General features: G+C 59.6%; 18 protein-coding genes. 7 read left to right on the plus strand and 11 right to left on the minus strand.

The window, feature by feature from the left end:
• The 10 genes from AACY42_RS27170 to tssB form a co-directional block, all read right to left on the minus strand.
• Positions 1-526, minus strand: a 526-nt coding sequence (locus AACY42_RS27170; protein ID WP_339483547.1) for a type VI secretion system Vgr family protein, incomplete at its 3' end; no start/stop codon positions are given.
• A gap of 74 nt (positions 527-600) precedes the next feature.
• Complete coding sequence (locus AACY42_RS27175) at positions 601-1,113, minus strand: Hcp family type VI secretion system effector (RefSeq protein ID WP_339483548.1); 513 nt, start codon at positions 1,111-1,113, stop codon at positions 601-603.
• Positions 1,114-1,219: 106 nt separating this feature from the next.
• On the minus strand, positions 1,220-2,065 hold the full coding sequence (gene icmH, locus AACY42_RS27180) for a type IVB secretion system protein IcmH/DotU (protein WP_339483549.1): 846 nt from the start codon (positions 2,063-2,065) through the stop codon (positions 1,220-1,222).
• Positions 2,058-3,404 carry a type VI secretion system baseplate subunit TssK gene (gene tssK, locus AACY42_RS27185; RefSeq protein WP_339483551.1) on the minus strand — a complete coding sequence of 449 codons (1,347 nt, stop codon included), beginning with the start codon at positions 3,402-3,404 and terminating at the stop codon, positions 2,058-2,060. Before tssK ends, icmH begins: the two co-directional genes overlap by 8 nt.
• Positions 3,405-3,441: 37 nt before the next feature.
• Entirely contained in the window at positions 3,442-4,791 is a 1,350-nt protein-coding gene (gene tssJ, locus AACY42_RS27190) for a type VI secretion system lipoprotein TssJ (protein ID WP_339483553.1), read from the minus strand.
• Entirely contained in the window at positions 4,788-5,810 is a 1,023-nt protein-coding gene (gene tssG / locus AACY42_RS27195) for a type VI secretion system baseplate subunit TssG (protein ID WP_339483554.1), read from the minus strand. The genes tssJ and tssG overlap by 4 nt, the downstream gene beginning before the upstream one ends.
• On the minus strand, positions 5,774-7,540 hold the full coding sequence (gene tssF / locus AACY42_RS27200; protein WP_339483555.1) for a type VI secretion system baseplate subunit TssF: 1,767 nt from the start codon (positions 7,538-7,540) through the stop codon (positions 5,774-5,776). The genes tssG and tssF overlap by 37 nt, the downstream gene beginning before the upstream one ends.
• Positions 7,541-7,547: 7 nt before the next feature.
• Positions 7,548-7,961 (minus strand): type VI secretion system baseplate subunit TssE, encoded by a 414-nt coding sequence (gene tssE, locus AACY42_RS27205; RefSeq protein WP_339483556.1) that lies wholly within the window; start codon positions 7,959-7,961, stop codon positions 7,548-7,550.
• Positions 7,962-9,434, minus strand: a complete 1,473-nt coding sequence (tssC, locus tag AACY42_RS27210) for a type VI secretion system contractile sheath large subunit (protein WP_339483570.1) — start codon at positions 9,432-9,434, stop codon at positions 7,962-7,964.
• Positions 9,435-9,470: 36 nt separating this feature from the next.
• Entirely contained in the window at positions 9,471-9,974 is a 504-nt protein-coding gene (gene tssB / locus AACY42_RS27215) for a type VI secretion system contractile sheath small subunit (protein ID WP_339483558.1), read from the minus strand.
• Between the two features lie 326 nt (positions 9,975-10,300).
• Here tssB and vasI point away from each other — a divergent pair, with 326 nt between their 5' ends.
• The 7 genes from vasI (at position 10,301) to tssM (ending at position 22,934) form a co-directional block, all read left to right on the plus strand.
• The gene (gene vasI / locus AACY42_RS27220; RefSeq protein WP_339483559.1) at positions 10,301-10,963 is read left to right on the plus strand and encodes a type VI secretion system-associated protein VasI; all 663 of its coding nucleotides are present in this window, start codon (positions 10,301-10,303) and stop codon (positions 10,961-10,963) included.
• Positions 10,951-12,369: a type VI secretion system protein TssA gene (gene tssA / locus AACY42_RS27225; protein WP_339483560.1), complete on the plus strand. Its 1,419-nt coding sequence runs from the start codon at positions 10,951-10,953 to the stop codon at positions 12,367-12,369. Before vasI ends, tssA begins: the two co-directional genes overlap by 13 nt.
• 4 nt (positions 12,370-12,373) lie before the next feature.
• Complete coding sequence (locus AACY42_RS27230; RefSeq protein ID WP_339483561.1) at positions 12,374-14,896, plus strand: type VI secretion system Vgr family protein; 2,523 nt, start codon at positions 12,374-12,376, stop codon at positions 14,894-14,896.
• Positions 14,893-16,689, plus strand: a complete 1,797-nt coding sequence (locus tag AACY42_RS27235; protein ID WP_339483563.1) for an esterase/lipase family protein — start codon at positions 14,893-14,895, stop codon at positions 16,687-16,689. Before AACY42_RS27230 ends, AACY42_RS27235 begins: the two co-directional genes overlap by 4 nt.
• Positions 16,677-17,930: a T6SS immunity protein Tli4 family protein gene (locus tag AACY42_RS27240; RefSeq protein WP_339483564.1), complete on the plus strand. Its 1,254-nt coding sequence runs from the start codon at positions 16,677-16,679 to the stop codon at positions 17,928-17,930. Before AACY42_RS27235 ends, AACY42_RS27240 begins: the two co-directional genes overlap by 13 nt.
• A gap of 152 nt (positions 17,931-18,082) precedes the next feature.
• Positions 18,083-19,219, plus strand: a complete 1,137-nt coding sequence (locus AACY42_RS27245; protein WP_339483566.1) for a T6SS immunity protein Tli4 family protein — start codon at positions 18,083-18,085, stop codon at positions 19,217-19,219.
• A gap of 103 nt (positions 19,220-19,322) precedes the next feature.
• Complete coding sequence (tssM, locus tag AACY42_RS27250; RefSeq protein WP_339483568.1) at positions 19,323-22,934, plus strand: type VI secretion system membrane subunit TssM; 3,612 nt, start codon at positions 19,323-19,325, stop codon at positions 22,932-22,934.
• Between the two features lie 705 nt (positions 22,935-23,639).
• Here the strand turns inward: tssM and AACY42_RS27255 are convergent.
• The gene (locus AACY42_RS27255) at positions 23,640-25,127 is read right to left on the minus strand and encodes a Fic family protein (protein ID WP_339483569.1); all 1,488 of its coding nucleotides are present in this window, start codon (positions 25,125-25,127) and stop codon (positions 23,640-23,642) included.
• Positions 25,128-25,526 lie beyond the last annotated feature (399 nt).

The following is a 25,526-nucleotide window of genomic DNA, read 5'->3' on the forward strand; positions in this document are numbered from 1 at the left end:
GGCCGTCGGCGCGGTGTTCGAAGGTGTAGAGCAGGCCTTCTTCGGCGGCGAGGCGGGCGATGAAGTCGAGGTCGGTTTCGCCGGCCTGTACGCAGTATTCGCGAGGTTGGTGCTCGAAGCAGATTTCGCTGCGGATGTCGGTCAGCTTTTGCTCGGCCAGCATGCTGGTGATGATGTCGGGCACGGTCTGGCCCTGAAAGATACGCCAGTTGGAACGCAGCCCAAAACGCGTCAATGTCGGTTCGACCACAGCGGTGTAGCGGGTGCGGCGAAAGCCGGTGTCACCCTGTTGGAACAGGCTGACCAAACCATGCACGTAACGCACCGGGGTGTCGTTGCGCCAAATGGTGAACACCGCGGCCAGATCGAGCATGCGGAAGAAGTCGATAGCCGGGTGATGGCTGACCAGTTCCAGTTCCAGTTTGAACGGCTGGGAGAGGCCTTCTTCGAGCTTGAAGGAAACCACTTCGAAGGGATCGCCCCGCAGCGGTTCGAAGGTGTAGCGCAGGTCGCTTTGACGGGGCATGGGGCCTCCTTGTGGTGAGTGCGTGGGTATTGCGCCACACAGCGAGCGGTGCGGCGCAACGGTTCGGGTGCTGCTTAGGCCGGCTTACGCCAGTCGTCCGAGGCTTCGGTACCGGCCACCACATGGGTCCAGCTGACCTTGCGATACGCCAGGCTGGTCTTGATCAGTTGGGTGTAGTTTTCGTTGTCATTGTTCTGCGCGTGGGGCAGCACGGTGTGGATGTCGACGACAGTGGCGTCTTCCAGCTTGGTGGTGAAGAAGTGCTCCTGCTTGCCGTCGCCCGAGGTGCGGAACCACTTCACTTCAACGGTCGGCAGCATTTCGCCGGTGGCCAGGGCCTGATAGAGCATCGGTGAGGCTTTGTTCAAGGCGCTGGTGAAGGTCAGCGGCTTGTGCACCCGTTGCCCGGACGGTTGGCCACTCTGTGGGTCGGTGGGGGTACCGATTGCGTGGTCGATTTCCTGGGCGAGAATTTCGTCTTCGTGGCCTTCCACATAAACGTTGCCCACCGAGTCGGCGGTGAACGCGCCCTTGGTGATGTGGCCCTGGGTTTGGCCGTGGATGCTGATGTACGCAGGTGTTGGCATGACAAGCTCCTTGTCGTGATCAAGTGAACGGCCCATGGGGGCCGCGGGTTATGGCCGACACGGCCATGGCTTTGCAGGCGCTCGGGATGAGCACGCTGAAAATCGGTTACAGGTGCAGCACCCGCTCCAGGGACACCAGCACCTGCTGGGTGATGGCGTTCAGGCGGATGGAGTAGATCGTGTAGGCGATCGTCAGCACGACGGCGGCCATGGCCCAGGGTGTCCACAGCGGCCAGGCGCGTTTGATTCGGTAGTTGCGCGGTGCGACGTTTTTCAGCGGGTCGGTCAGGCGCTTGGGTGTTTCGCCGCGCAAGGGGCGCAGCAGGCCGTGCAGTTGGGTGATGATCTTCTGTATTTCGTCATCGCCCTTGATATGGGCGCCGTATTTGCCCTTCAGTCCGGAGATCAGGCACTGGTACATGAACTCCAGCACATGCTGATACCTGGCCGCTTCGGGGATCATGTTGTTCATCACGGTGAAGAATTTTTCGCCGCCTTGGGTTTCGCCGTGGAATTGGCTGAGCAACGAGCGTGCGCTCCAGCTGGAGAGCCTGCCCCAGGTGGTGCGCATGACCACCTCGTCAATCAATAGGCACAGGCTGTAGGAGTAGGCCTTGAGCATGCCGGCGTCGTAGTCGAGCTGGCTGACTTCTTCCATGATCGTGGTGATCTGGTTGCTGACGCTAAGGTACAACGCAGGTACGTCGTCATGCTGGTCCAGACGACGCAGGCGGATGACCAGGCCGATCAGTGGCGTGGCGGCATCGCACAACGGGTTCCAGGCCACGCCGCGGATGTCGAATTCAGGGTCGGCGAGCAGTACGGGCGGCTTTGGCTTGGCCTGCTCCTCAACGGGTTCCGGTTCTTTGCTGCCGGTCGCCTGTTGCAAATAACCCAAGAGCTGATGGGTGTTCGCAGGTGGCGTGGTTTCGGTGGACGTTGCTTCATTCATCTCTCTCACTCCTGATCGCCCAGAACTGCAACTCCAACTCCGGGAATTCACCGGCAATATGGAAACCGAACCCGCTGCCGCTGCTCAGGCTTTGCCAGGCAGGGTGATGGCGGTCGAGTTCGAAGTAGCTGAAGCCGGCATGGAACGGCAGGTGCCGCGGCGCCACCGGCAGCGGCCGCAGTGGAATACCTGGCAGTTGCAGGCTGACCAGTTGCTCCAGCCCTTCGGTGGAGGTGATCTTGATTTGCTTGGGCAGTTGCTGACGCAGGGTCTCGGCGGGCAGTTCGGCGCGCACGGCGAGGATGAACTCGGCGTTGTCCAGCAGGCGCTTGTCGTTCAACGCCGCGCTACGCACGCCGTACTGCTGCTCGACAATCGGCAACGACACCGCACGCGGTTGCAGCACCGTGCCCAAGGCACGGCGCAAGGTGTGTTCCAGCATCTGGAAGGATTCGCGCAGGTTGTCGTGCTGGTAGGCCGGGTATTCCTGGGGCAGGTGGCCCTCATCGGTAAAGGTCACCAGTTCGCCGCAGGCCTGGGCCAGGGCGATGTACAGCCGTTCCGGGTGGACTTGGCGCTGGCGAGCCAAGTGCTGGAACAGCGGGAACAAGCGGTTGAGGGTTTGCAGCAGATTGAAATCGGTGACATCGGCCACGCCCGACTGCCCCGGTGAACCGATACGCTGGGCCAGGTTCTTGGCCCGCTCGCGCATCAGCCCGGCCACTTCGCCCAGGTAGCGATGCAACGCTGGCACCGCTTGCAGGGACAGGCTGGTGGGGTAGAAATGCTCGTCCATCACCAGGCTGCCATCCGGGCGCTTGTCTTTGATCCGGCCTAGGGCGATGCCGGTGAAGGCACTGCGGTCGCTGCGTTCGAGCATCAGTTGCAGGTTGGGCACGGCCAGGTCCATGCCGACCTGATCGCCGTCATCGCTGTGGGTATCGCGGATTTCTTCCCGGCGGACGATGTAGCGGCTGTTGCCGTACTGGTCGGGCCAGCGCACTTCGAGGGCGCCGTTGGAGCGCAGCGGCAGGACCAGGTAGACGATTTGGCCGACGGCGCTGCTGTCGGCGATTTCCAGCGGGGAGGGCGGTGCCAGGTCATGGGGAATGTCGAAGACGCTGCCGTCGGGCATGATTCCGCGTGCCTGGATAATCGCGACCTTGCCGAAGCCCAGGTATTCGTCGTTCAACCCCAGCTCGCTGAAGCCATAGAGCGCGTCGTTGAGGCTGTGAAAACGCTGGTGCACGGCGGCTTCGGCGGCACGGGCCTGTTGCTGGAAATGCTGGGGTTTGACGAACAAACCTTCATGCCAGATGACGGGGTTACGTGAACTCATCGGAAATTACTCTGGGCAATAGCGGTTGGAAAGGGCGTCATCGGGTTTCTCCCTTGAGGCTGACCTGCGCGGCGTCCAGCTGCACCAGCAGCGCGTATTGCCGGCCTTTGGGCTCGACGCGCAGACGCTGTTTCCACTGGCCGACCTCGCTGCTGTGGTAGTTGGCAATCACCGCGATAAAGCGGGTGTCTTCATCCAGGGTGCGCAGGTCGATGAACTTGAATTGGCCGGGCTGGAGCAGGTAGTCGTCGGCGCGGACATAGGTGCTGCCCAAGGTCTTTTTCAGGTCTTCGGCCAGGGCCTGGGGACTGGCGTTGACCAGCAGCGAATCGTCGGTCAGTTGCAACACCTTGAAGGCGATCGGCGTGGCGACATGCGCCAGTGTCGGGTTGCCCCACGGGGTGGTCAGGCGTACACCCTGGGCGTCGTAGTCACCCAACAGCGTTTCTTCCAGAGGTGACATCGGCACTACGGGCGCCGGTTCGTCGCTCAGTGGCGATTGGGCCGGTACGCTTTCGTAAAGGTGACTGAGCAGGGTTTGCACTTTGTCCGTTAGAGCCTGCGGGCTGGTTGCCTGCACGTTGAGTGTGTAGGGCGAGCGGCTCGCGTCTTCATCCGGCGCCGTGCCGGTGCTGATCAGGCGTGGGTTGACGTTGTCGCTGGCATATAGGCTCAGGGAGTAGCGGCTGGGCTGATCGTCGGGGCCGCCGACCGGGATGGATGGCGTCCAGATCACCTGGCCGATCTTGCCGAGCATGGTGCAGCCGACGAGGGTCAGGCAGGCCAGCAACAAGCTACCCAGGCGCAGGGTGCTGAACAGGCTGACGGTGCGCTTGGGTGCAGGCGCGCAACGGTCAGCCAGCGGTTCGGGTGGCGGCGTTTCATGCATCGCTCGCAACGGGTCGCCTTGCGCGGCTAGATCCTCGGGCCGGCAAAGGCGCTCGAATTCCGGACAAGTAACAGGTCCCCTATCCGCCAGCGGCCTACTTGGCAGGTCTTTCTGGTGCCACACGTGCATGCCCTCAGGGGGGCCGCCGAGCAGCTCATCCAGCGAGCGCGACCCTGGGGCGTGCTCACCCAACTGCACCGCGACTTGATACGCACCAATCAGCAATCGATCACCGTCGTTGAGGCTCACCGCCACATCGCGACCCAACGGCAAATCATGACCATTGGCATAGGTGTGGCCACTACGGTCGACCACACAAAAGCGCCCCTCGACGACTCTGATTTCACAGTGATTGGGTTGCACGCTGTTGTGGCGATCCTCCAGGCGCCAGTCCGCCGCGGCACTGCCGATGCTGCCGCCTTGTGGGCCAAACCGGTGAAGGGGTAAATACCCGTGCAACAACTGCGCAGGATTATTGATGACCAGCGTCAACTTCATGCGCGCCCCCGAATCCGCACCACGGCGCGATGACGTTGTTCTTGATGTTCGATAAAGCTGGTCCAGCCCAGGTGGGTGCCGCCAGCGCGTTGCAGGTTGAAGGGCGGTACGTCCTCTTCGCGCAGGCCCAGTTCCAGGTCGTAGGCGGTGACGTCGCGCAGCAGAAAATCCATCAACTGGCGCAATCGTCCGAACTGCTCACCGCTGGGCAAAAACTGCCGAAAGCGCGTCTGGGTCAGGTTGGGAATCACCAAGGTGAATTTGCTGGCGCGGGTCTTGCTGCGGTCGCCCACCACAAAGTCGTTGCCCAGGGTGCCGTTGACCTTGCCCAACGCCAGGCGCTGACGCTGCGGAAAACTTACAGAGCGCACCTCGAATTCACGGATGTACACGCCGTTCAGGTCGAAGCAATGCTCGACAATGCCAGACACCACCGAGGGCGACCGGCTACGGCTGGCAATCACCCCGGCAAAGCTCAGCAGGCGGCCCCAGGGCAGCGGCGTGGCACCGCGAAGGTCGTTGTCGTTCAGTCCGACCATGGAGAATACGTAGCGCGAAAAGCGGTCGCTGGCCTCGGCCTGAAAGCGAATGTAGTAGCGGTATTTGCGCCAACTGGTGTGCAGCAGGGTCAGCAAGCGATGGTTGAAAAAATCCATGAACGCTGGCCGGATCCCGCGCTCCTGGGCCTGCTCGTAAGCCAGACGATCCAGGTAATAGCCGGGCAGTGGCGAGTCGCTACCGTGCAAGCCAAAGAAGCTCGTCTGCAAGCGATAGCGCACCTCTTCGCGATCCTCCTCAAGGCGCGCCGCCTCGACCACGTCGGAGGCCGGAAAGCCCAACCCCGCATGGCTTTGCAGGCGCACCCGACGGCGCGTCGCAGCACTCAAGGGCTGCGCCTCCAGGTCATCGTCATGCAAAGCGTGCAAATGCTCCAGCAGACGGTGAAACGAATAGTTCCGCGCGTCGGCCAGCAGCACATCGGCTAGATCACGGGTTGTCTGCCGGTCAACAGTGGCCATTCATAACGCTCGTTGTTGGTGGTATTGATCACTTCCAGGCGATGGAAGGAATTGATGCTCGCGTACAGGGCGAAGAAGTGCGAAAGCACGCTGGCGAACAGGTACAGCTCGCCCTCGCAGAGAAAAGCGTTCTGGTCCAGTTGCAAGCGGGTCTGCAAGCCGCGCACCGGCTGGCCTTTCATCAGCCAGTCGATGGGCGTGGTCACGGCCTCGTGGATGCCGTTGAGGCGCTTGCGCGTGGCGCGGGCCTGTTGCAAGTCGTGCAAGGCGGCAAAGTCATAGGCGCGAATCACCGCCTTGAGCGGCTCGGCCGACAGCAGCGACAGGTAGTTCAGCGACAGGTTGGAAATCAGCGTCCAGTGCAGGCTGCTGTCCAGCACGGGCCGGTAGCTGCGAGTCGGTGCGATCAGGTTGGTATAGGTGGCAAACGACGGCGTGACTTCGGTGGACAGCGACACATCCCCAACACCCAGCAACTGCGGCAGATCACGGTTGCTACAGGTCAACTCGATGGACGCCGCTTCATGCTCACCGATGTACAGGCTTTCATCGCCGCGCACGAAAGCAATGCGATGACGCAAGCCCTCGCGGCCATGGGACTCCTCGATATGCGTGCGGAAGTACAGTGCCGTGCGGCCTCGCGCGTGCTCGATCTCATGCTGGAAGGACTCGAACGGCGTAAAGCGCCGCAACGGATCGCCCTTGCGCTCCTTGTCCGCAGCATCCCAGCCAGTCACCTTGTCGACACTGAAAATCTCGTAGGCTTCGGGCCTGTTGCCGCTGGGGCTGATACGCCGCTCCAGGCTGCGCCCGTCCAGCGCGATCGGGTTGGCATCGTGGCGGAACAGGTTGACCGCCGGCGCGCAGTACAGGTGCAAGTCGCTGGTACGCAGGCGGATATCGGGCGGCATTGGCCGGCTGAACTGAAACTCGAAACGCAGGGTGGTGGCGCTGACATCCGGCCAAACGTGAGCCAGGTGGTTCAGACTGAAAAAGTGGTACCGCTGCGGGAACACAAAGTACTCCTGCAGGATGCGGTAGCCATCGAACACATTGCGCGGGTAGGGCAGCAGGGCCTCCTCAGGGGTGAAACCGGGGAAGCCGATATTCTTGGCTGACAGGCGATAACTTTGGTCATTGATGTGCAGCGTGACGCTGTCCAGATAATGGGCAAGCCACAGGTACAAGGTCAGCGCGGTGGCGTTATCGCCGCCCAGATGAAAGTCCAGCTGGTCACAGGCCATGCTGGTCAGCGGCTGCTCGGTCAACACCTTGAGGTCGATGCGCATCACCGAGGTCTCACGGCTGTGGGCGTCACTGACGTCCTGCAAGGCCAGTGGGTACAGGTTGACGTCGGTGCAGGTGCGGAACTGGCAGGAGATGCCATCTACCGGTTTGGCAAACAACGGCGTGCCTTTGGGAATCACCTGGCGCTGGCTGATCGCGTTGGGCAACGGTGTAAAGCGAATGATGGTCGCGCTGGGCAAGGGCCGCAGGTAGTTGGGCCAGAGCATCTGCAACAGCGGATGGGTCAGTTCCGGCAAATCATCGTCGATCTTCATGCCCAGCTTGGCGGTGAGGAAGGCAAAGCCTTCCAGCAGCCGCTCCACGTCCGGGTCGCCGGCCTGATCGCCGAGAAACTGCGCCAGCTGCGGGTTGTCCTCGGCAAACTCGCGGCCGAGTTCGCGCAGGTAGCGCAGCTCCTCGGCAAAGCGTTGTTTCAAGTCCATTGCATTCTCATCTCACTCGGGTGTAGCCGTCGTGGCCATGCATGGCCACCTCGATCTGCACCAGTTCTTCCTTGTGGTGGACCCGTACCTGGCAATCGAGCCGAAAGTTCAGCTCCAGCGGCAGGTCTGGTTCGGGCTGAAAGCGCACGCCCGTGACCTTGATGCGTGGTTCAAAGGCTTCCACCGAACGCCGGATGTCGGCGCTGATGCTCACCACCAAGTCACTGCTGGCCTGGGTGACCCCATTGAAGTCACGCAGGCCCAGCTCAGGGCTACTTTGCGAGCAGCCCTGACGTGAGTTGAGCACCTGTTCCAGGTGGCGTTTGATCGCCTCGACCCGCTGGCGCGCCTGTTCATCCGCGCTGCCGGGGCGGTAGCGCGGTGCGTCGGGTTCCAGGCGTTCGAACAGGCTGCCGCCCATTTATTGGGTGTCCAGCCGACCGACCAGTGAGATCTCGAAGTTGGCGCCCATGTACTTGAAGTGCGGGCGCACGGCCAACGACACCTGGTACCAGCCCGGATCGCCGGCCACGTCCTGCACGACAATTTGTGCGGCGCGCAAAGGGCGACGGCTGCGTACATCTGAGGAGGGGTTTTCCTGGTCGGCGATGTACTGCTTGAGCCAGGTGTTGAGTTCGCGCTCCAGATCCTGGCGTTCCTTCCAACTGCCAATCTGTTCGCGCTGCAGCACCTTGATGTAGTGGGCCAGGCGATTGACGATAAACAGGTACGGCAGTTGGGTGCCGAGCTTGTAGTTGGTCTGGGCTTCCTGGCCTTCGCGGGTCTTGGGGAAGTTCTTCGGTTTTTGCACCGAGTTGGCGGAGAAGAACGCCGCGTTATCGCTGTCTTTGCGCATGGTCAGGGGAATGAAACCGGCTTCAGCCAGCTCGAATTCCTTGCGGTCGGAAATCAGCACTTCGGTGGGGATCTTGGCCTGCAACTGGCCGAGGGACTCATAGAGGTGCACCGGCAAGTCGTCCACCGCGCCGCCGGACTGCGGGCCGATGATGTTTGGGCACCAGCGGTAGCGGGCGAAGCTGTCGGTGATGCGCGAGGCCATCAGGAACGCGGTGTTGCCCCACAGGTAATTGTCGTGGTTGCCGTCGACGGTTTCGTTGTAGCAGAAGCTGCGAATCGGGTTCTCCAGCCCGTTGTAAGGCGAGCGCAGCAGAAAGCGCGGCAGTGTTGCGGCGATGTATTTGGAGTCTTCCATCTCGCGCAGGCTGCGCCATTTGGTGTGGCCGGGGCCTTCAAAGATATCGCTGACTTCCTTGACCGACGGCAGGTCCTGGTAGCTCTTGAGGTTGAAGAACTCAGGGCCGGCAGCCATCACGAAAGGGGCATGGGCCATGGCGCCCACGGAGGCGACGTAGCTCAACAGCTTCATGTCCGGGGACGATGGGCCGAAGGTGTAGTTGCCAATTATCGCCGCGATCGGCTCGCCACCGAACTGGCCATAACCGGAGGTGTAGGCGTGCTTGTACAGGCCGCTACGGGTGATGTCACCGGCGTTATCGAAGTCGTCCAGCAGCTCTTCTTTGGTGACATGCAGCATTTCCAGCTTGATGTTCTCGCGGAAATCCGTGCGATCCACCAGCAGTTTCAACCCACGCCAGGCCGATTCCAGTTGCTGGAACTGTGGCTGATGCAAGATCACGTCCATCTGCTTGCTCAATGCGCGATCGATCTCGGCAATCATCTGGTCGACCCGGTGCTTGTTGACCGGCTGCTGGTGATCGCCGCTTTGCAGGATATCGCTGATAAACGCAGCCACACCTTGGCGGGCGACGGCGTAGCCCTCCTGGGACGGGCGGATGGTGGTGTTGGCCAGCAATTGGTCGAGCAACGACGGCGATTCGTCAGCCACCAATACGTGGGCGGCGGCGCTTTCCATGGGCATGGGGAGTACTCCGTTGAGAAGGGCGTTCAATCAGTTGTGGGGCGCGTCGAGCACCAGATTCAGTTCGCTTGCCAGACGTTGGCGGGCGGTTTCATCGGTCAGCAGACTCTGCAGGTGTTTGCGAAAGGCCGGGACATTGCCCATGGGGCCTTTGAGTGCAACCAGGGCTTCGCGTAATTCCAGCAACTTGTTCAATTCAGGCACTTGGCGGGCGACGGCGTCGGGGCCGAAGTCGTTGATGTTTTTGAATTGAATTTGCACATTCAAGTCGGTGTCATGGTCGTTATTCAAAACAGACGGAACGGCCATGTCTAGAGTAACTTCGGCTTTGCTCAGTACCTCATTGAATGTGTCTTTGTCTATTCGGATTGATTGCCTGTCTTCAAGGCCGGTTAGTTCGCCGTGGCCTTTGAAGTCACCGGTGATCAATAACTTAAGCGGCAACTCGACTTCAGCCTGCTGATCGCCCGTGGCCGGGACGTACTTGATGTTGACGCGTTCTTTGGGCGCGACAGAACCCTGAGTTTTCGACATGGGGAAAATCCTTTTCGGGAGGTCGGGGCATTAGAGCCGGATATTGCAATATTTGTCATGTAGGGCGATATGGACGCGATTCGTAGGAAGCTGGCATAGAGAGTTGTACATGCTTGCATTGTTCCTACGTGGTTTATAGAGGTGCCTGACGGGCAATTCTTTTTGTTCGGATTATGTGGCGAGTTGTTCGTCTTTTACTTGCCTCCCTGTTGAACTCAGGAGATGCTCTTTGGGTTAATCGTTGAACTCGCATGCTAAAAAGCGGTAGTTCGAAACTTAAAAAAATGTCTGATGTTGACCTCGATGAGGCATTTCAGGAGGTGTTGATGCGCGACGGATGGCGAGGGTGGAAATGGGGGCTTTGTCTCATGGTGGTGGCTGTAACGGGTGTGCAAGCGGCGACACAAGATTGCCCTGCCATCGTCTCGCCCCTGAAGCGCCTGGAATGTTTTGATCTGGCCGCTGGCACACCCATCCATCAGCCACCTGCGCCGCCACGCGCCCTGGGTCGGGTGCTGCCGATTGTCGATCTGGTCCAACGCAACGAGGCCAAGCGTGCGCCCGACGACCAGCGTTTCCTGCTGTCGTCATTCCCGGAGCCGGACAACGACCAACAACCCCGCCTGGTAATTTCCGCCCCGGCCCTGGGCGCGTTGCCGCCTCGGCCCTATTTGGCCATCAGTTGCGAATCGAAAATATCGCGCCTGCAACTGGTGCTGGATGAACCGGCCAAGCCCAACAAGATTCGCATCCAGCTGTTCAAGGATGAACGCCCGGTCTCCGCGGCCTATCAGTGGCAGGTCCTGGACGACGCGGGCCTGGTGGTCGACGCCGGGCGCGGGCTGCAGGCGATTTCCCTGTTGCGCAACATGGGCGGCGGCCAGCGCCTGCGGCTGGAGAGTGACTATCCGCGGCTGCACGGCCTGGTCTTCGATGCCGAAGGGCTGGGTGAACTGATCGAGCAGGAGCGCCAAGTATGTCGCTGGTGATCGACGTGCCGGCGGACACCGTCAAGTTTCTGCTGACACCCAACGATCCCGAGCAACCCGCCGGGCATTTCGATGTGGAGGATGAAACCTACCAGGCCATCGACCAGGAAATGGTCAAGCTTGGCGGCCTACGAGAGGGGGACATTGACTGGCCCTATATCGATGAAGCCTCCCGCCAATACCTGGCGACTCAGTGCAAGCACTGGCGCATCGTCGCCCATCTGCAAGTGGTCTGGCTGCGAACTCGCCAATGGGCGCGTTGGGCCGATGCCCTGGGCTTGGTGGCCGGCATGGTGGAACTGTATTGGGACAGTGCCTACCCCAAGCCGGGCCCCACCGGCTACTTGAACAAACGCAAGCAGGTGCATCGTCTGTTGAGCGACCTGGGGCAGGTGCTGCCGACCCTGGAGCGCAGCAGTTTTGAACCGGCCTATCAAGCCGCGGCGGAATTGGCCCTGGCCAATCTGCAACGCTGTGCCGAAAGCGCCAAGCTCGATCCTGCACCGCTGGACTCGCTGCAACGGCAGTTGGACAAATACAGCGAGCCGGTCGTCGCCACTGAACCTACCCGTGCGGCCATCTCCGGCAACGTTCTGGATTCAGCATTTTTCAACAGCCCCAAACCGCAAGTGCCGAGCAATGAACGTGAGCAGCGCCGCGCGGTGTTGAACATGGCCGAGCAGATCAACCAACAAGACCCCTACGACCCCACCGGCTACCAATTGCGCCGCTTCGGTCTGTGGTCGCACCTGCGTACGGCGCCGCCCATCACCCGCGATCGTCGCACCGAATTGACCGCCGTGCCCAAGGACATCGTCGACGGTTACCAGGATGCGCTGAACCATACCGCCCTGGACCCGAACCTGTTGCTGCGCATCGAAAAAAGCGTCTGTGCCTCGCCGTACTGGCTGCGTGGCAGTTACCTGGCCGCCCACGTCGCCTCGCGCCTGGCAATGGAGGAGGTGGCCGCTGCCATTCGCCAGACCTGTGAACGTTTTGTCTGCCGTTTGCCGACGCTGCTGGAGTTGTGTTTCAGCGACGGTACGCCGTTCGTGGATGCGCAAACCCAGGCCTGGATCAGCGGTGCCGACCAGGCGCAAACCACCGGCAGGCCGGTGCAGGAATACACCGGCCTACGCGACGAACTGGCCGCCCAACTCAACACTGAAGGCGTTGAGCGGGTGCTGCTGCGCCTGCAGGAACTGCACGCTGCCCAAGACGCCCCGCGCCAGCGCAGCTACGCCACGGTGATCGCCGCCGACTTGCTGACATCGCGTGGCTTGTCGTGGCTGGCGGATGACCTGTACGCCAACGTTGCGCGGTTGATGCGCGATACCACGGCGCAAGGGTGGGAGCCGGAGTTGTACCGGAAAGTGGCAACTGTTATCAGTGAAGGTAAGGACTAGTCACATGCCCCGTCAAAGCGACCTGCGCTACACCTTCGAACCGCTGCGGGGCGATCCCTTCGAAGTGGTTTCCTTCAAGCTCGAAGAAGGCCTCTCCCAGCCGTTCAAACTGGAGCTGGAACTGGTCAGCCATCACCCGGCTATCGACTTCTTCCGCATGCTCGACCTGGCCGCGGTGTTCACCATCTGGCGCAACGACACCCCGGTGCGCTACGTGCATGGCTTGGTCAGCCTGTTCCAACAGGGCGACACCGGCTTTCGCCGCACCCGCTACACCGCTGTGGTCGAACCGACATTGGCGCGTTTTGGGCTGCGTTCCAACTGGCGTATTTTCCAGGGCCAGACCGTGCCCGACATCATCACCAGCATGCTGGCCGAGCAAAAGCTGACCGACATCCGCACTGAAATCTGCTTCGAGCACCAACCCCGCGAATACTGCGTGCAGGCCGGCGAAACCGACCTCGATTTCATCGCCCGCCTCGCCGCCGAAGAAGGCCTGCTCTATACCTTCGAACACCGCGCCGACGGCCACACCCTCGTCCTCACCGACCGCGTCGGCGGCCTCGGCACCATCGGCACCCACACCGATTGCCCAGTGATCTACCAACCCATGAGTGGCGGCGATGCCCTGGAACCGGCATTGACCCGCTTCCACTACACCGAACAGGTGCGCACCGCCGTGCAGGTGCAGCGCGACTACACCTTCACCCACCCGCGCTACAACCAGCAGCACACCGCCACCGGCGACCAGGACCTGAATAACCAGCACAAGGACTACGAACGCTACGACTATCCCGGGCGCTACAAACGCGACATCGCCGGCAAGCCCTTTACCAAGACACGGTTGGCGGCGCTGCGCAACGACGCCAAATTGGCCCATGTGGAAGGTGACGATGAACGCCTGCAACCGGGGTTGGCGTTCGACCTCAACGAGCATCCACGCGAAGACTTCAATGACCGTTGGCGCACCATCGCCATCCAGCACGAAGGCAAGCAGCACACCAGCTTGCAGGAAGAATCGTTTGGTAGCGGACTCGGCACCTCTTACACCTTGAATGCCACAGCCATCCGCTGGACCTCGGATTGGAAAGCGCCGTTGCGAGACAAACCCTGCATTGACGGCCCGCAGATTGCCACGGTGGTTGGGCCACCGGGGGAAGAGATTTATTGCGATGAATGGGGCCGGGTGAAAGTGCAGTTCCCGTGGGATCGCTCGGACAAGAACAACGACCACAGCTCCTGCTGGATCCGCGTCACCCAGGGCTGGGCCGGAGCGACTTGGGGCTCGATGGCCATCCCACGCGTGGGTCAGGAGCTGGTGATCAGCTATCTGGACGGGGATCCTGACCAGCCGATCGCCACGGGGACCGCGTACCGGCAAACCAATTTGCCGCCGTATGAGCTGCCCAAGCTCAAGGCAATAGCGACAACTAAGAGCCGCGAGTTCAACGGCACCCGGGCCAACGAATTGCGCATCGACGACACCCCTGCGCAAATCAGTGCGGCGTTGATAAGTGATCATGATCATAGCGCTCTGCACCTGGGCTACCTCACACATCCGCGCCACTACAGTGGCGGAAAACCGAGGGGCGAAGGGTTTGAGTTGCGTACCGATGGTCACGGTGCGTTGCGCGGGGCCAAAGGTTTATTGCTGAGCGCCGAGGCACAACTGAAGGCCGGTGCCGGGCAACTGGAACGTCGGCAAGTAGTCGAGATATTGCAAGCCGCCCTGGCGTTGGCCAAGCAATTGGGGGTATCGGCTGAGGTTGCCCAAGGCATCGCCCAGGATTCGCAACCGCAACAGGCCCTCACCGACGCCGTAAACCATCTAGGGCACGGCGCCAACGACCAGGCCAATGGCACCGGCAGTGGCGCGCAACCTATCATCGCTTTGAGCGGGCCTGCCGGTATTGCCGCCGCCACATCCCGCAGCATCGCCCTGGGTGCAGGCGAACACATCGACAGCGTCGCACAGCAGAACCAGCACCTCACCGCCGGTAAAAAAGTGGTCATCAATGCAGGCGACGAGCTGGGCCTATTCGCCCAGGGCGGTGACATGCGCCATATCACCCAGAATGGCCAACTGTTATTGCAGGCCCAGCACAACAGCATTCAGGTGCAGGCCGATCAAAGCGTGGAAATCAGCGCCAGCCAACAACATGTGCTGGTGGCGGCGGACAAGCACATCACTCTGCTGTGCGGTGGCGCCTATATCAAGATGCAGGGCGGCAATATCGAAATGGGCATGCCCGGCGATTTCACGGTGAAGGCCGCGAACAAGTACTTCATAGACCCCAGCAATGCCGCCACTGAACTCAATAGCTGGCCCAGCACATCGTTTAACGAACGCTTTCAAACCCTCTTTACCGACGGGAAGCCTATCCGAAACCGCGCCTATGCATTGGTTCGCAAGGATGGCGCACGTTTTGAGGGGCGTACCGATGCTGAAGGCTTCGTCACCCTGCAACAGGGCATGACGCTGGAAGGGCTTGTATTGGAATGGCTCGATAATGGAGAACCGGCATGACCGACAACCCCTCGGCGCCGCGCGTGGCGCCCATGACCTACAACGCTCGGGGCAATCCCGTGCATACCTGGACCCTCACGCCCAGCAGCATTACGGACCCGGTGCACTGCATATTGCCGCCGGACGGGATATTGCCGGTGATTTTTGTGCCGGGGATTATGGGGTCGAATTTGAAGAGCAAGCCTGATAAGCGGAATAAAAAGGAAAAAGCGGTCCCCGTATGGCGTCTGGATGCGGGATTCATGGGCAAGAATATGTGGCTGGCCATGAACTGGATCAACAAAAATGCCGGTATACGACAAAAACTGTTGCACCCGGACAGGGTGGAAGTTGATAACGAAGGCGCAGTGCCCAAACGACCTGCTGGCACGGTCGTAGCGCAGTCGGGGTTGGACAATAAAAACACAACGCAGGCCCTGACCAAGCGCTATAGGGAGCGCGGCTGGGGCGAGGTCAGTGAAACCAGCTACCACGCCCTTCTTCTTTGGCTGGAAGAAGCCCTGAACAACCAGTTCCTGCCTCACCAATGGCCGCAATTCGACATTCGGCCCGAGCACCTGCATACCGTTGCTGTCGAGCCTGGGCCGGCTCATATCACTCGGTTAAAACCCGAAATTCCCATTGCCATGCCGGGATTGGGGCTCAACCTGGCCAGTCAGTTGCCGCCGGTTATCTCGGATGAGTTGTTGGCGCGTGGTGACTATCGAATGCCGGTGCATGCGTGTGGGTATAACTGGTTGGACTCCAACAAAATCGCTGCACAGCGCCTGGCTGCACGCATTGACGAACTGATGCACCAATACGGTCGAAACTGTCAGCAAGTCATTCTGGTCACCCACTCCATGGGCGGATTGGTGGCTCGACGATGTACGCAGTTGCCCGGCATGGGGGCCAAAATTGCCGGCGTCGTGCATGGGGTGATGCCCGCCACTGGGGCTCCGGTCGCTTATCGCCGTTGCAAGGTCGGTATGAGCGATGAAGATCCGATTGCCGGAGCAGTGATCGGTCCGACCGGTCGGGAAGTGACCGCCGTTTTTGCGCAGGCGCCTGGTGCTTTGCAATTGCTGCCAACACAAGACTATTCCCCTGGCTGGCTGAGGCTGATCGACAATCAGGGTGTTTCGGCGATGCCGCGCCAGCCTGTAAAAGACCCTTACGAAGAGATCTATCTCCGCCGCGACCGTTGGTGGGGATTACTGCGTGAAGAGTGGCTGGCACCGAAGGATGGTGATCCGATTACGTGGGGAACATTTGCGGACAACATTAAGAAGGCAAAAGCCTTTCATCAACGTATCAGCGGCTCCTATCACCCGCAAACCTACGTCTACTACGGCAGCGAAGACAAGCACCCCAGCTTCGAATCCATCACCTGGAAAATGCAGCGCGGGTCTCGCCTCAATGGTCCTCACGGCTCGCACCCCGATAGCTTCACGGTTTCCAATCTCGAAATGCATCAGGTCAGGGATGATGGCCGCAGCCCTGTGTATATCGGCGGCCACGAGCAACCCATACCGCCCATGCGCGGCGATCCCGATGCGCCCGCAAAAACCGTGCAGACCAGCTATTGGGAGCTGCATTGCAAGATGCAGGACGGCTCCGGCGACGGCACCGTACCGGTCAGTTCGGGCAGCGCACCAATAAAACAGGCGCGCAATGGTGGCGTCCGCCAGCAAGTCAAGGCGCCTGGGTTCGATCATGAAGCGTCCTACGCCAACCCGCTAACACAGCAATTCACCCTCTATTCGATCATCAAAATTGCGGCGAAAGCCGAGAGGCCCCTATGCGTCGGCTGATCATTTTTTTTGTCTGGCTGGTGCTGGGCTCTCTCGCTTCATGTACAGCCTTCAAACAGCCCAGCGAACAGGAGAAACGTAACGTGAGCGAAATGACAAGCAACATGCGCACCTGGGCGTTGGGCCGAGGCTTGATTGATTTGCCGGCCAACTGGAGTGGCGGTGGCGATGTGAAGCTCTACTACGGGTTGGGCGCCGATCATTCGTCCGTTGAAGTACGTGTGTTGGGGGAGGGGGTGACACAGGAGCGGTTTGATGCCGCATTGAATGAACGTGCGCACCGAATTGCGGCTGTCAAGAACGATGAACAGCAGGATGCATCCATGTTGGTTTCCGCAAGGCGTGAAACCCCGCAGAAAATATGGTTGCAGTATTTTGAGAGCACTGAAGTCCCAGACACCTTCGTGCACGAATTCCATCTGCTGGTTGGGGACGCCTACGTCATGCTCCGCGCTTCATCCTATGACGGTGATACAGCCCCCGTTGAGGCGCGCCTGTTAAAGCTGTCCAAGGGAATATTCAAAGTTTCACCCGAGAACGCCGGTGCAGGCTTTGCCTTGGGACCTATCGTGATCAGAAGCCATCACGATCAGGAAATTGCCAGCTTCGATTTTAGCCCTCCTGAGTCGGATGTCTCACTGAACATCTACATCAACGCGTTATCACCGGATGATGACGAGCGTTTGCAGGTTCGCACCAAAAAAGACACACAGATTTTTCTCGCTGGCGATTATGAAAATTTGCGCGCTGGAAAAATCACGCTGGCCGACATGCAAGCTGAAGAGTCGCTGATCGGTTTCAGTGACGATACTCACCGTCAGATACTCTTTGTCAGTGAGAACTATCGCGACAATCCCTCTCTAAGCCGCCCTGCCATGAGTATCCGCCTTTCAGCAGGGGGTATGAGCGCAGGTCCAATTGACCCCGATGAACCAGAAGACCTCGTGCGTTGGACCCTTCCCCAATTCGCCAACAAAGGCTACGACCTCCCGCTTTGGCAACAGCCCGCGAGCCCAGAACCCGTCAACCCCTCCCTAACCGACTACGAAGCCATGGCCGTCTGGGACGCAATCCTCAAGTCGGTGCGCATCCGCCACGGCTCGGTCGCGCCCAAGCCGGACCCTTGGGCCAACATTCGCGGGCCCAGTGCCGAAGAGGCTGCCGAAAGCAAACGCATCCTCGATGAGTTCATCGCCAGTTTTGAAAAGCGCAAGCCGTTTCCTGAGGACAAAGATCAATGATGAGCGCGCCTAGGTCGCCTTGTCGGCGCGTTCATCGCCAACGCTTCCAGCCTCTTCTGCGTAGGCTGCCACATTTTTTAACGTGCCTGACGGTTGCACTGCTCAGCGGTTGCGCCGCTCTCAAAAAGCCCAGTGAACAGGAGAAACACACCGTGCACGAACTGACCAGCAACATGCGCACCTGGGCGCTGGGCCGTGGATTGATCGATCTGCCCGCCAACTGGACGGGCGGCGGCGATGTGAAGCTGTACTACGGATTGGGAGCTGATCACTCAAGCGTTGAGGTCTTGATCTTGGGGGAGGGGGTGACGCAGGAGCGGTTTGATGCGGCGTTGAATGAGCGGGCGCGTCGTATTTCAGCGATTAAAAACCATAAGAATTCAGATGTGTCGATGTTGGTGTCGGCGAAAGTTGTCTCATCTAGAGAAAAGTTGCTGCAGTACTACAAGCAAGCAACACGCCGCCAAACGTTCGTTCATGAGTCTCATCTGCTGATCGACGATGTCTACGTCATGCTCAGAGCTCAATCCTACGACGGCGATACGGATCCCGTTCAAGCCCAACTGTTAAAGCTGTCAAAGGAAATCTTCAAGGTCACCCCCGAAAATGCCGGCACGGGGTTTGCGCTTGGGCCGATTGTGATTCGCAGTCATCACGATCAGGAGATTGCCAGTTTTGATTTTGGTCCTCCTGCCTCGGATGTCTCGCTGGACATCTACATCAACGCGTTATCACCTGATGATGAAGAGCGCTTGCACGTCCGCACTCCAAAAGACGGGCAAATTTTTCTCGCAGGCGATTACGAAAATTTGCGGGCAGGGAAAATCATGTTGGCCGGCATGCAAGCTGAAGAGTCGCTGATCGGTTTCAGTGACGATACTCACCGTCAGATACTCTTTGTCAGTGAGAACTATCGCGACAATCCCTCTCTAAGCCGCCCTGCCATGAGTATCCGCCTTTCAGCAGGGGGTATGAGCGCAGGTCCAATTGACCCCGATGAACCAGAAGACCTCGTGCGTTGGACCCTTCCCCAATTCGCCAACAAAGGCTACGACCTCCCGCTTTGGCAACAGCCCGCGAGCCCAGAACCCGTCAACCCCTCCCTAACCGACTACGAAGCCATGGCCGTCTGGGACGCAATCCTCAAGTCGGTGCGCATCCGCCACGGCTCGGTCGCGCCCAAGCCGGATCCCTGGGCCAATATTCGCGGGCCCAGTGCCGAGGAAGCTGCCGAAAGCAAACGCATCCTCGATGAGTTCATCGCCAGCTTTGCGGAGCGCAAGCCATGACCGTGGGACGAAGGCTAATGGGTAAAGGAACAGCGCTGTTGGACGGAAAGCGGTTTTGTTCATTCACGGGTAGCGCACTCTACAAATATGCACGGAGCACCTCATGAAATCGGTCTGGAGTTACCTCAAACGCTGGTTCCTGCCGGTACTGCGTCAGTTCAACCAGGCATTGCCGGTGCTGGTGCTGTTGGGCGTGGTGTTCTTGCTGATCGCCATCTGGTGGCTAGGCCCGCAATGGACCTGGCGCGAGCATCAACCGCTGAGTGAATTGTCGGTGCGCGTCTCGGCCAGTGTCGTGGTGCTGGTGATGCCGCTGCTGATCTGGGCGTGGCGGGTGCGTAATCGTTACCAGCGTCTGCAGGTGGAGCGTCAACATGAGGCCGCGGTGCAAGCCGATCCCAGCCTGCCTTATATCGAGGCGCAGGAGCGTGCGCTGGACCGCAGCCTGGGCAACCTGCTGAACAATATGGAGCGCCGCCGTTCGCTCTATCAACTGCCGTGGTACCTGGTGCTGGGCGAGGAAAATGCCGGCAAGACCAGCCTGATCACGCGTTCCAACCAAAGCTTTGCGTTATCCCATGTGACCAAGGCCGGAGTGAGGGCTCATCAGGAAGAGCAACTGGCCTTTCCGGTGGATTGGTGGATCGGTGACGAGGCAGTGTTGATCGACCCTCCGGGTGAGTTCCTCAGCCATCCGGACTCACTGGCTGAAAACGTCGAGCAACAGGGCAAGGTCAAACCGGTACTGCCCACCGGCACCCATGCGCGCCTTTGGTCGCACCTGCTCGACTGGCTGACGCGCAACCGCAGCCGTCGAGCGTTGAACGGTGTGGTCCTGGTGATCGATGTGCAGGTCTTGTTGGCGCAACGTCCCGAACAACGCAAAGCCCACGCCAACCTGCTGCGCACTCGGCTGTTTGAGCTGACGCGGCAGTTGGGCACGCGTTTGCCGGTGTACGTGACGCTGAGCAAGTTCGACCTGCTGGAGGGCTTTGAAGAGTTCTTCGCCCGCTTGTCGCGCAGTGGGCGCGAAGACCTGTTGGGCTTCACCTTCAGCCTGGACGCGGTGGAGGATTTCGATGCCTGGCTGGCGGAACTGACGCGCCAATACCAGACCTTTGTCGCTTGCCTGAGCGAACAGGTTTTCAACAGCACCAGGGATTCGCGTACATTGGATGAGCGTGATCGCTTGCAGGCGCTGATGCATCAGATAGCGGGCTTGCGCCCGGCACTGTTCGGCTTTCTCAGCGAAATGCTCGGCAGCGATCGTTTCACCACCCCAGCGCTGGTGCGCGGGTTGTATTTTTCCTCGGTGCTTCAGCAGGGCACCCTGAGCAATGCCTTCGTCAAAGAAGCGGGGCAAGCCTATCAACTGCCGCCGCCGCCACCCGAGGTCAAACCAGCCGCTGGCACGGCCATCTACTTTGCCCAGCAACTGTTCCAGCGCGTGATCTACCCCGAAGCAGGCTTGGCGGGCGACAACATCAAGGTGGCCCGCAACAAGCGACGGTTGCTGATCGCCGGGTTCAGCGTCGCCTCCTTGGGCTGTTTGGTCGTCATCGGCACCTGGCAGTTTTACTTCAACATCAACCGCGACAAGGCGGCCAACGTCTTGGCCAAGAGCCAGGAGTTCAGTGGGCGGGACATCGACGCCAAGGTCGACCCTACCGGGCGCAACCTGTTGCTGCCCCTGGACCAGATCCGTGATGCGGTGCTGGTCTTCGGCGACTATCGCCAAGCCTGGCCGTTGCTGTCGGATATGGGGCTGTATCAGGGGAGGGCGATTGGCCCCACCGTGGATGAGGCCTATCTGAACTTATTGTCCAAACGCTTCCTCCCGGCGATTGCCAGCGGTGTATTGGATGCAATCAACACCGCGCCCGCCGGCAGCAATCAGCAACTGGCGGCCCTGCGCGTGTACCGCATGCTCGAAGAACGCCAAAACCGCCGCCCAGCCATCGTCGAAGAATGGGTCGCCAAGCAATGGCAGCGCGCCTATCCTGGCCAAGGCCAGTTGCAGGCCGATCTGATGGGACACCTGGGCTACGCGCTGAAATACGCCGACGCCGACCTGCGGCACTACCGTGAACGCATTGGTCAGGTGCAGCAGCAACTGCGCCAGTTGCCCATGGCTGAACGGGTCTACCTGAGCCTGAAACAGGATGCCCTGGAGCGTTTGCATCGCCCGCTGGACCTGCGCAACGAAGTGGGGCCGGCGTTCGATATCGTCTATCGCCCGCTCAACACCGATCAAGAGGGCAGCGGCTTGCAGTTGCCGCCGCTGCTCACTGCCAAGGGCTTCAAGGACTATTTCGAACCCGGCACCGAGGGCATCATCGAACTGGCGATGATTGACCAGTGGGTGCTCGGCGAGCGGCAACGCCTGGACTACTCCGACGAAGACCGTAAAGTGCTGACTCAGCGTATCCGCGCCCTCTACAGTGCCGACTACGTCGACAGCTGGCGACGCGCACTGAATCAGTTCGCGGTGACTGACTTCGACGATCTCAGCCACGGCGTGGCGGTGCTGGAACAGGTCACCGGCCCAGCCGCGCCATTGCGGCGTTTGCTGGAAACCTTGCGCGACAACAGCGTGATCTACCCGGCGGTGCCCTTGGTCGAGGGGCAAGCACCGCTCTCGATGGACAAGGTATCGGACGGCCAGCAACAAGCCGCCGGTATCCGGCGCGCGTTCTCCAGCCTGGCGGAATTGATCGCTGCGCGAGGCGAGCAGCCGTCCTATTACGAAGAAACTCTGCGCTCAGTCAGCGCCATCTACGACTACGCCAAAGCCGTGCACGACAACCCCGATCCCGGCAAGGCGGCGCTCAAAACCGTACTCAACCGCTTCTCCCTGGACGGTGCTGACCCGATAGCCAACCTGCAACGCGTCGCCGTGGGCCTGCCCGAGCCGCTGAACCAACACGTCAAAAAGCTCGCCGACCAGACCTCACAGGTGCTGGTGATTGCTGCCCTGCGTGAGCTGGAAAAACGCTGGGACAGTGAAATCTACAGTTTCTACCGTGAGCGCTTGGCGGGTCGCTACCCATTCAAGGTCAGCGGGGAGGACGCCTCGCTGGACGACTTTGAAGCGTTCTTCGGTCCACAAGGGCGTCTGCAGCAGTTCCACGATCAATACCTGAACGTGTTTCTCAAGGACAACCTCGATGCTCTGTACTCAGACAGCCTCGGTGGCTACCTGGTGCGCAGCGACGTACTGGAACAGCTCAAGAAGGCGGAGCGCATTCGTGACACCTTCTTCAACCACCGTGGCCACCTGGCCGTGCAACTCACCATCGAACCCCTGGCCCTGAGCGCCACCCGCCTGAGCAGCATGCTCAGCGTCGACGGCCAACTGATCCCCTACCAACACGGCGCGCCGCAACGCACAGGACTGGTGTGGCCCAACAGCCTGGGCAACACCAACGGTAGCCAGTTGACCCTGGTGCACAGCACCGGCAACACCGCCAGCATGAGCTATCGCGGGCCGTGGTCGTTGTTCCGCCTGCTCAGTCGCGGGCACCTCAATGGCAGAACCGACACCAGCGTGGACCTGACCTTTGCCGTCGCTGATGGATTGATGCGTTATCGGATTGGGGCGGAGAAGGCCAACAACCCGATTACCCAGCGCAGCTTTGAAGGGTTTGTGTTGCCGAGAACGCTGCTGGAAGAGCGCGGCAGGAAAAAAGCTACTGACAGCGTCACGCAACGCTGAGGAGTCCCGCATGATGGATAAGACCGATCACGTGCGCAGCTTGAACTATTGGACTCAGGCCCTGGAGCAACTGGAGGTATCCCTGCCCTTGTTGGGCACGAACCTCCCCGGTACTCGTGTGGCCCATAAGCGTTGTGTTCTTCGAGGGGCAGATGCTGTGGAACTTCATGCACACTGACGCGAAGTCGCTCAACAAGCACCGCCATGGCGATCTGCTGTACAAGCGCTACACGCTTTTGTGACAGGCAAAGAAAAGGGCTACTTGACAGTAGCCCTCGAATTTTAAGCTTGATATTCATATACACACCCTCAAGCAGGGGTGTGGAGGTCTCACCCTACGCTGATGTCCCAACCATCGACGGGGTTCCTACGCCAGTTATAGCCGCTGGGAGGCAACTGGTTTCGCGCTCAGGGATAAGCGCTATTCGCCTTTGAGCGTACCGTCAATCAAACTTGATGAATGGCCGTGTTTTTCTGGGCTATGCGGATTTTTTCTTAACTCGCGAGCGCCCTTTAAAGCGCTCAAACCGAGCTATTGCGAGCTGCCCTGGTGGCTATCGTGGGTCGACGTTATCCAGCACACGGTTCGCTTTCAATGAATTCCGTTCGATCAATTTTTATGCTGACGGGTGAACCGTCATGGCGGAAATCCTTAATTTTCTTCAATAGGCGCAGGATTTCTTATGCGTAGCTTGGCGCAAGCAGTCACTTTTCCGGTTGCTGCTCCCTAAGCAAAGATTGTGTCGTCTGCTCGATGTAGTCGAACACTTCAGCCGGGACTGAGTACTGGTACTGCCTGCGACGGCTCTTCGAAACTGTCCCATTATTCGTCAGGCACATCATCACGAGATTAGCCAGATCGCTACCGCGCACGTCATAAGCCTCGTTGACTGCTCGAACGATCTGGTCGTAGTTCTCAAGGAAGGTGGTTTCTTCACGAAGCTCGACTTCAATCGCACGCTTCGCCATTTCCAAAGTGAAACGGACTCCTGGTGTCGCATCCCAAAAGCGGTAGATTGCAGGATCGCCGATAAAATCGAATGTGAATTGGCCGTGATCAATCCATTGGACATCCCAGAACTCTCGCGCCGGTCGGGAAAACTGCTCCAGCGTCTCCAGATACAACCGCTCCTCACGTTTCATTGCGACAGATACAGGCAGGAGCAGCCCGTTCTCCAGGGCACCGGCGCGGCACAACGTTTGATGGATCAGGAAGCGTGAAAGGCGGCCGTTCCCGTCCATGAACGGGTGAAGAAAGACGAAGCCAAATGAAATGACGCCGGCGGCTACCAGAGGATCAATACGTCCCGGCGCGTCGTTACCCAGCACCATGAGTTGTTCCATCAACTCCCGACAGAGTTCGGGTGGAGGTGGTACGTATGTAACGCCTGCCGCGCCTTGTAGTGGGCCGGCCAAATGATTTTGCGCGTGGCGAAATGCGCCCGCCATGTCGAGCGGGTTTGAAATCGTCGCATTCTGAAGGTGGACCAGATAATCCTCGCTCAGTGGAATACGCTCGTGGGCCTGTCGCAGCAGCTTAATGAATTTGCGCGACTTGTCCTCGCTTGGCGACTCCTTCTCTATTGCAAACGAATCTCTGGTTTCGTGGAGGTACGCCCAATTGAGGGCTCGATCCATCATTCCCGACGGCAGGTTTTGAATGAAATCTTGAGCGCGGGCCAATAAGTCATATTCCAAGAGCGCGACAATCTCAGGGGTGCGCTCAACGGTGGCGCAATACGCAAGTGTTCCAATACCGTTGAACTCCACCCTCCAGCGGGAATTGCGCTCCCCGGGCATTGTTACGTAAAGCTGTGGGTCGAATAGCGGTACGAATGCTCCGCGCACCGGCGACGGCTGGCTCAGCTCTTCTCCGGTGAAGGCTTCACGTAGGAAGCAAGCTTTTCGGATGTATATACCGTTAGGGGCTCTTTCGAACTCGGCCTCCATGGCCGCAGCCGGGATTTGTGGAAGCGCCTGGGCCAATATGGCGAGATTGATGCCCTCATGTTTGAGCGCAAATAATAGGTGTCCCAAAAGGTCATCTGGTGCGGGGGCTACGTTGGCCGGCACAGCCAAGGTTTCCCCGATCTGCTCGATACGGGTTACGGGCTGCACCCGTGCCGGTCGGCGCAATGGGAAGCTTGAAAGCCGCAGAGACTCCTGTAGCCAAGCGTATCCAGCAGAGTTCATGGTAAATCCTTAGTTTTCTGTCCCGGGCGTGGATTTTTTTCAGTGTGCCAAGAAAATCTTGATTTGAGCCGATTATGCGGATTTTTTCTTAACTCACCAGTTGCTCGTTTGTCCAAGCAGAACGCCTATGAATGCGCTTTGCCCTTTTCGTCGCCTTCATGGTTGGCGTGGGTCGACGTTATCCAGCACTGGGTTCGCCCGGCGTTTTGCAAGGTAGTTGTCGCGTCAGCCGTGTTTTTAAGCTGCTATTTTCAGTGTCGGTTGCTCCCGCGCTGGGTTGAGCGTGACGGCTCCGATAGGTTGCCAATTTCGCGTTGCACCTGACCAGCGATGCGGGTGTTGATTACGAGCTTGCTGATACAGCGCATGACGCTTGGCCAGCACCTCTTGATCCTCTCC

It is taken from the genome of Pseudomonas sp. RL_5y_Pfl2_73 (assembly GCF_963970515.1).
In the GTDB taxonomy this organism is placed as follows: domain Bacteria; phylum Pseudomonadota; class Gammaproteobacteria; order Pseudomonadales; family Pseudomonadaceae; genus Aquipseudomonas.